This is a genomic window from Micromonospora sp. KC606 (assembly GCF_004348675.1).
In the GTDB taxonomy this organism is placed as follows: Bacteria; Actinomycetota; Actinomycetes; order Mycobacteriales; family Micromonosporaceae; genus Micromonospora.
Map to the genome: position 1 here is coordinate 1 of NZ_SMKN01000291.1, position 5,863 is coordinate 5,863.

At 68.6% G+C, this 5,863-nt stretch carries 8 protein-coding genes; all 8 read left to right on the forward strand.

Annotated features, from left to right (window positions below; all coding sequences use genetic code 11):
• Positions 1-211 (forward strand): DUF881 domain-containing protein (locus tag E1193_RS29425; RefSeq protein ID WP_132186421.1); only part of this gene is annotated, 211 nt, incomplete at its 5' end.
• Between the two features lie 55 nt (positions 212-266).
• Complete coding sequence (gene gcvH, locus E1193_RS29430; protein ID WP_132186422.1) at positions 267-647, forward strand: glycine cleavage system protein GcvH; 381 nt, start codon at positions 267-269, stop codon at positions 645-647.
• Positions 648-869: 222 nt separating this feature from the next.
• A complete protein-coding gene (locus E1193_RS29435; protein ID WP_088962138.1) occupies positions 870-1,322 on the forward strand; it encodes an FHA domain-containing protein in 453 nt (150 codons plus the stop codon).
• 50 nt (positions 1,323-1,372) lie between these two features.
• Entirely contained in the window at positions 1,373-2,071 is a 699-nt protein-coding gene (locus tag E1193_RS29440) for a MerR family transcriptional regulator (protein WP_207922920.1), read from the forward strand.
• 175 nt (positions 2,072-2,246) lie between these two features.
• Positions 2,247-2,711 (forward strand): bifunctional nuclease family protein, encoded by a 465-nt coding sequence (locus tag E1193_RS29445; RefSeq protein ID WP_132186424.1) that lies wholly within the window; start codon positions 2,247-2,249, stop codon positions 2,709-2,711.
• A 185-nt stretch (positions 2,712-2,896) separates the two neighbouring features.
• Positions 2,897-3,478: a MerR family transcriptional regulator gene (locus E1193_RS29450; RefSeq protein ID WP_243707959.1), complete on the forward strand. Its 582-nt coding sequence runs from the start codon at positions 2,897-2,899 to the stop codon at positions 3,476-3,478.
• Between the two features lie 397 nt (positions 3,479-3,875).
• Positions 3,876-5,066: a nitric oxide synthase oxygenase gene (locus tag E1193_RS29455; protein ID WP_243707961.1), complete on the forward strand. Its 1,191-nt coding sequence runs from the start codon at positions 3,876-3,878 to the stop codon at positions 5,064-5,066.
• 4 nt (positions 5,067-5,070) lie between these two features.
• On the forward strand, positions 5,071-5,863 hold a 793-nt coding region (locus tag E1193_RS29460; RefSeq protein ID WP_243707960.1), incomplete at its 3' end, for a globin domain-containing protein.

The window sequence follows — 5,863 nt, forward strand, 5'->3', positions numbered from 1 at the left end:
GGTGGTGGGCGGGCGGTCGTTGTCCGGTCCGTACACGATCACGGTGATCGGTGATCCGACGACGATGGAGACGGCGTTGAAGATTCCGGGCGGGGTGGCCGCGACGGTTGCCGGTGACGGCGGTAACGTGATCGTCGAGGAGCGTGAGGTTGCCGAGGTTTCGGCGCTGCACGGGCCGATGAAGCTGGAACACGCCCGTCCGGTCTCGTGACCGGCGCGGCCGCGCCGGGTTTGTCCGGTGCACCGATGGATGAAGGACGCGTCTGGTGATTCCTGAGGATCTGCGTTACACCGCCGAGCACGAGTGGGTGGTGGGTGCCGATGGCGGCAGGCTCCGTGTCGGTATCACTCATTTCGCGCAGGACGCGCTGGGTGACATCGTGTTCGTCCAGCTGCCGGTGGTGGGTGCGGTGGTGGCCGCGGGTGAGCCGCTGGGCGAGATCGAGTCGACCAAGAGTGTGTCGGAGATCTACTCGCCGGTGAGCGGTACGGTGGCGGCGCGGAACGAGTCGTTGGGCGACACCCCTGAGGTGATCAACACGGATCCGTATGGTGCGGGTTGGTTGTTGGAGATCGTTGCGGATGATCCGTCCGCGGTGGACGGGCTGTTGACGGCTGGTGCGTACCGCGAGCTCACCGAGAGCTGAGTGTTGCCTGTGCCGGGCGTGGGGACGATGATGTTTCCGCGCGTCCGGTTGCCCTGCATTTCGGCGCTGGCTAGGCTCGCCCAGTCGACCGAGAATCCCATAGTTGAGCGTTGTGTAATTGCCTTCCCGGGCACGGGGAGCCAGCCGCCGGGTGTGCGACTGCCCGGCGGCCAGACCCGCCATTACCTTGACGCTGACCGAACTGATCCGTGAGGTGGTCCCATGACGCGCCCAGGCGACGAGTTCCCCCCGCTCGACGTCACTTCGACGCTCAATCTCGGTTCGTTGGACGAAGTGCTGGAGGGTCCGGACACCGATGTGGTGCCGAGCCGGATGTCCGGGTCGTTGCCGCCGGGTATGGCGCTGCTGGTGGTGCGGCGTGGTCCCAACGCGGGTGCCCGGTTCCTGCTGGACCATGACGTGACCACGAGCGGGCGGCATCCGGACAGTGACATTTTCCTTGATGACGTGACGGTGTCACGGCGGCACGCGGAGTTCCATCGGGATGGTGGGACGTTCACGGTGCGGGATGTGGGGAGCCTGAACGGCACCTACGTGAACCGGGAGCGGGTCGAGGCGGCCACGTTGAGCAATGGCGACGAGGTGCAGATCGGTAAGTTCCGGGTGGTGTTCATCGCCGGTCCGCGTCCGGAGGAGGAGGCCGGCCGGGGGTGAACGAGCCTGCGGCTTCCTCGCCGCCTGGGGTGGCCCGGGCGCATCCGCTGATGAGTATCGGTGAGGTGCTGGGTCAGTTGCGGGTGGAGTTCCCGGACGTCACGATCTCGAAGTTGCGGTTCCTGGAGGCCGAGGGGCTGGTGGAGCCGCAGCGGACGGCGGCGGGTTACCGGAAGTACAGCTGGGATGACGTGGCCCGGCTGCGGTTCGTGTTGACCGCGCAGCGGGATCAGTATCTGCCGTTGCGGGTGATCCGTGAGCAGTTGGCGCAGTGGGATTCCGGTGATGAAACGCCGGGTTGGCAGCGGCCGGCGTTGGTGGCGGTGGGTCCGGGTGGTGAGGTTCCGGGCCGGTCGGTGGAGGAGCCCGAGTCGTCGCAGCTGCGGCTCGGGCGGGCTGACCTGGTGGCGCGCAGCGGTGTCGACGAGTCGACGTTGGGCGAGTTGGAGCGGCTGGGTGTGCTGGTGTCGGATCCGCCGGGCTGGTACGACGCGGATGCGTTGATCATTGCGCGGGCGGTGGCGGGGTTGGCGGCGTACGGGTTGGAGCCGCGGCATCTGCGGGGGTATCGGTCTGCCGCGGATCGTGAGGTGGGTTTGTTCGCGCAGTTGGTGGCGCCGTTGGTGCGGCAGACTGATCCGGCGGCGAGGGCGCGGGCGGCGGAGACGGCGCGGGAGTTGGTGGCGTTGTCGCAGCAGTTGCACGCGGCGTTGGTGCGGGTGGGGTTGCGGTCGACGTTGGGTCGGTGACTTGGTGGTGTCGTGCGGAGAGATCTGCCCCGGCAAGCGTGTCGTAGGCTTGCCGGGGTAAGCCTTTTCTGGCGCGGCGTGGGGCTGGTGCGCATGGGATGACCGTGTCGCGGTCCGTGTACCGTGCAGGGGTGGGCGCGGTGGGGGCTTGGATGACGACGACACGGAGGCGGCGGTGCGCGAGCTGAGCGTGGTCGGGGTTCGGGTGGAGCTGCCGAACAATCAGCCGATCGTCCTGCTCAGGGAGGTCGAGGGCGACCGCTATCTGCCGATTTGGATCGGTGCGGTCGAGGCTACGGCGATAGCTTACGAGCAGCAGGGGGTCAAGCCGGCCCGGCCGTTGACGCATGATCTGTTGCGGGACGTGTTGGCGGCGTTGAAGGCGCCGTTGCGGGCGGTGGAGATCATCGAGTTGAAGGAGAACGTCTTCTACGCGGATCTGCTGATTGGGGACGGGGTGCGGGTGTCTGCCCGGCCCAGTGATTCGATCGCGTTGGCGTTGCGGGTGGGTGCGCCGATTCGTTGTGCGGAGCAGGTCCTCAGTGAGGCTGGGATTGTGATCCCGGACGAGCAGGAGGACGAGGTGGAGAAGTTCCGCGAGTTCCTGGAGCAGGTGCGTCCGGAGGATTTCGCCGGCTGAGTGGGGTTTGCCGTCTTTCGGCAGCGTTGTCACTGTGGGTGATGGGCGGGTGTGTCGTGTCGCCCGCGCGGCGTGTCGTGGTCGTTCCTGCGGGGTAATGCCTGGGTGCGTCGGTAGGGTTGCCTTGTCGAGGGGTACGCGTCTGGGAAACGACGTGTCACCGCACTGACGGGGAGGTTGTCGGGATGCACGAGCCGCGGGTTCCTGAGCCGGGCACGGAGCGGGGCGAGCCGGGTGTGGTGGGCGCGGACGGTGACGGTGCGGTGGGTTATCGGGGTGTGACCGCTTGTCACGCCGTGGGGATCAGCTACCGGCAGTTGGATTACTGGGCGCGGACGTCGCTGGTGGTGCCGAGTGTGCGGGACGCGTCGGGTTCGGGGACGCAGCGGTTGTACTCGTTCCGCGACCTGGTGGTGTTGAAGGTCGTGAAGCGGTTGTTGGATGCCGGGGTGTCCCTGCAGAACATCCGCAAGGCGATCGAGGCGTTGCGGTCGCGTGGGGTGGAGGATCTGGCGGGGATCACGCTGATCTCGGACGGGACGACGGTGTATGAGTGCCGGTCGCCGGAGGAGGTGGTCGACCTGTTGCAGGGGGGCCAGGGCGTGTTCGGTATCGCGATCGGTGGCGCGTTCAAGGAGATCCAGGGTTCGTTGTCGCATCTGCCGGCGGAGCCGGCGACGTCGGGTGGCGGGGAGTCCGTCGGGTCGGCGCCGGAGGTGGTGGGAGACGAGTTGGCGGCACGTCGGGCGCGTCGTCGGGCGGGTTGAGTTTGTGTGGTGTGAACGCCGCGGCCGATGTCGGCCGCGGCGTTGTCGTGTGTGTAGGGGGTTTCGCGCGGCGCGGTGGCGTTGGTGTCGGGTGAGGGGCTGGCCGGGTTGTGTCCCTTGTGGTGTTTCCGTGGGGCGGTCGTCTTGTTGACAGTTGTGGCGTTCCCAGGAATCCTGTCCAGGGCGATCACCAGGAGCGCCGAATCGTCACGGTGAGTGACTTCGGGTGGGTGGCGTCGAGCTGATGCGGGTGGCTGACGCGAGTCGCGTCGGAGCCTGCCGGAGGACGGGAAAAAGAGCCGAAGTGCATACAGACCACCATGTCGGCGTGGGCTCGGTGTGGGCCGGTAGCGCCGTGGCGGAGCATCCGGTGTCGGGCTGTCCGGTGGCGGGGCCGGTGGGCCGGTCGGCCGGTGATGACGTCGTGGCGGGCGACGTGGACGTGGCCGAGGAGGCGGCGCGGTTCCTGGAGTTGTTCCACCGGGAGCGGCGGTTGCCGGGGCTGGCCGAGCGGTTGGCGCAGGTGCGGGACGAGATCGCGGTGACGGGGTCGTACCGGCACACCCGCGACGAGTTGGTGTACGGGGCGAGGGTGGCGTGGCGGCAGTCGGCGCGGTGTGTGGGCCGGGTCCGGTGGGCCGGGTTGAAGGTCCGCGACCGGCGGCATGTGACGACGGTGGCGGGCATCGCCCGGGAGTTGTCGGCGCACCTGGTGGCTGGGGACAACGGTGGGCGGATCCAGTCGGTGGTGACGGTGTTCGCGCCGGACCGGCCGGGGGTGGGTCCGCGGGCGCGGATCTGGAACGACCAGTTGGTCCGGTACTGCGGGCATCGGCGGGACGACGGTTCGGTGCTGGGTGACCCGGCGCAGGTGGGGATGACGGAGGCGGCGCGGCGGTTGGGGTGGCGTGCGCCGCCGGCGCCGGGGCGCTTCGACCTGCTGCCGTGGGTGATCGAGACGGCGCGGGCGGAGCCGACGGTGGTGCGGGTGCCGCGGGAGTTGGTTCGTGAGGTGGCGTTGTCGCATCCGGATCATCCGTGGTTCGCGGACTTGATGCTGCGGTGGCACGCCCTGCCGGTGATCAGCAACATGCGGTTGCGGATCGGTGGGGTGGACTACAGTTGCGCGCCGTTCAACGGCCACTATCTCAGTGATGAGATCGGTACCCGGAACATGGGGGACCAGGGCCGGTACGACCAGTTGCCGGTGGTGGCGCGGGCGTTGGGTTTGGACACGTCCCGGGAGGACAACCTGTGGCGGGAGCAGGCGGTGCTGGTGATCAACCAGGCGGTGCTGCACTCGTTCGCGGCGGCCGGGGTGCGGGTGTCGGATCCGCACACCGAGTCGGAGCTGTTCATGAAGTTCTGCGCGCAGGAGGAGCGGGCGGGCCGGCCGGTGCACGGTGACTGGTCGTGGCTCAACGGCAGTGTGGGGTGGGCGGCGCTGCACGCGGTGCATCACCGCTACTACGACACTCGGGTGCCGAACCCGAACATCTGGCCGGTGCCTCGGGTCTACGACCCCAGTGGTGTGGTGAAGTCGACGCTGCGGGAGCGGCACGCCACCGCGCGGTCGCAGGAGGTCTGACGGTATGGACAGTGCGGCGCTGCGCCAGAGTTGGAGCCAGTTCTCGGCGGCGGGTCCGGAGGCGGCCAAGTATTTCTACGCGACGTTGTTCGTGGTGGCCCCGGAGGCCCGGTCGATGTTTCCGACGAACATGCAGTACCAGGAGGACAAGCTGCTCCAGGCTCTTGGGCACATCATTACGCATCTGGACGATCCGGCGGTGTTGGGGGTGTTCGCGCGGCGGTTGGGTGCCGACCACCGTCGGTTCCACGGCCAGGATCAGTGGGGCAATCCGGTGGCGTTGGGGCAGCGGCACTACGGGTGGGTCGGGCAGGCGTTGTTGGCCACGTTGGAGCGGTTCCTGGGTCCGGGCTGGACGCCGGCGTTGAAGGAGCAGTGGGCGGCGGCGTACGAGGCGGTGTCGCAGTTGATGCTGGCGGGGGCGGCGGAGTCGGAGCGGTCGTCGCCGCCGTTCTGGGAGGCGGAGGTGCTGGGCGCGGAGCGGCGACGGTCGGACGTGGCGGTGTTCACGGTGCGGCCGAACTACCTGTGCACCTACGCGCCGGGTCAGTCGTTGCCGGTGCAGGTGCCGCAGTTGCGGGTGTGGCGGTACCTGTCGCCGGCGAACGCGCCGCGGGCGGACGGCACGATCGAGTTCCACGTGCGGGCGACGGGCCGGTTTTCCACGCATCTGGTGCGCAGGCTGGGCACGGGGGATCGGCTGCTGTTGGGGCATCCGACGGGGACGGCGTTGTCGTCGTACGACCGGGCGCCGCACCTGCCGTTGCTGTTGATCGCGGGGGGTACGGGGGTGGCGC